We start from the raw sequence: 1,527 nt of genomic DNA, 5'->3' as shown, positions 1-1,527 counted from the left end.
GCAATGCCGTTCAGATAAGGCTCTTTGGGCAGGCCAAAACGGGTGTGGGAGGTCCGGGGTGGCGGATGGTGCGGTCTGTGGGTCGTTTGACGCGGTAGGAGTTGTGCCGGGCGCGTTTGATGGCTCGTTGGCAGGTGCGGTGCCGGCGTTCGGGCAGTGGACGGAGCAGGATCTCGGCGTGGGCGTCGGTGATGGCGTTGGTCAGACGCTCAGGGGAAAATGGCCGCCTGGTCGGTGACCTGGCGGCGCACGAGACGGAGCCCGCGTATGAAGGAGAGCCGGTCGGGGTCGTAGCCGGCCTCGTCGGCGGCGTTGACCAGCAGGGCACGGATCGCGTAGTGCGCGAGCAACAGACCCCACATCTGCTGTTCGACCAGGTCAGGGGTCTTCGACCGGAGGACCTCGCCCCGGCCCCGGAGGTCACTTTTGATCTCGTTGAGGGCGGACTCCTCCTCCCAGCGATCATGGTAGGCGGTGGCCAGGTCCATGGCGGGCACGTCGGTCGGGTCGGTGATGGTGGTGATCACCGTGATGAGTTCACCATCGAGGTTGCGGTCGGGCACGGTGTAGTCCACGACCCGAACGAGGCGGGCGGTATCGGCGGGGACCTCACCCCCGTCAGTGGCGGTCTGCGCCAGCCGGCGGCGCCGCTCAGCGGACAGCCCGGGTCGGTAGATCAACGCCAGGTAGGAGCCGTCGGACAGCCACCGCACCAGTCCGAGTGATACCGACGCTCCGATGCGCCAGGCCAGGTCCGCGCCGGTGGCGGTGAACCGATTGAACAACTCGAAGGAGTAGAAGCCGCTGTCGGCCAGCAGCAGCATCCCCGGCTTCAGCACCCCAGTGAGGTCGGCGGCCTGGGTGCGTTCCCCGGTGCTGCACGGGCCGAGGACCGCTCCGACCACGGCCCGGCTGGCGCACTCGATGACCGCGGTGACCTGCACCTTCGGATACGCCGAGGCTTTCGGTCCGGATCCCATCCGCCCGAAACGCGCCACGTTGGCCGGTGTGTCGGCCACATCGAAACTGGTCCCGTCGATGGCCATCAGGCGGCGGCGGCCCAGCCAGGCACCCTTGGTGCCCGAGCCCGCCACCGGCACCGCAGCCCGTTCGAACAGCTCCTTCACCGGCGCCACACCCAGGCGCTGCCGCGCCTGGCTGATCGCCGAGGCGGTCGGGACCTGCCAGTCATCCGACCACGAGCCCATCGTGCGCAGGCTACCGACCAGCCGCCGCATCACTTCCTCGGCGGACTCCTGGGCGTACAGGCCCATCGCGATCACGTACCGGATCATCACGTGCGCCGGGAGTCGACGGCTGCGCTTCTCCCGACACCCCGTCCGGTTGATCACTTCCTCGAGCAGGTCGCGGTGGAACCGGGCCGAGAGCACACCCAGACCAATGTGGTCAGTCAACCGTCCCGAGAGCACCGCCTGTGGCATCACGACCGGCAACCGTACCGACCCTCGACGTCACCCGTCAGCCCGGCACGCTGACCTGCACCGATGCCCTATCTGAACGGCATTG

General features: G+C 68.2%; 1 protein-coding gene. It reads right to left on the bottom strand.

The genetic code is table 11. The annotated features are described in order from the left end of the window. Positions 1 to 209 precede the first annotated feature (209 nt). Positions 210 to 1,442, bottom strand: coding sequence for an IS4 family transposase (locus DKT69_RS06395; RefSeq protein ID WP_109800653.1), 1,233 nt, complete (start codon positions 1,440 to 1,442; stop codon positions 210 to 212). Positions 1,443 to 1,527: the final 85 nt, after the last annotated feature.

Origin of the sequence: Micromonospora sicca (assembly GCF_003172935.1) — a bacterium.
GTDB lineage: Bacteria > Actinomycetota > Actinomycetes > Mycobacteriales > Micromonosporaceae > Micromonospora > Micromonospora sicca.
Note: the sequence above shows the minus strand (reverse complement) of the source record. Positions and strands in the feature narration are given on the sequence as shown.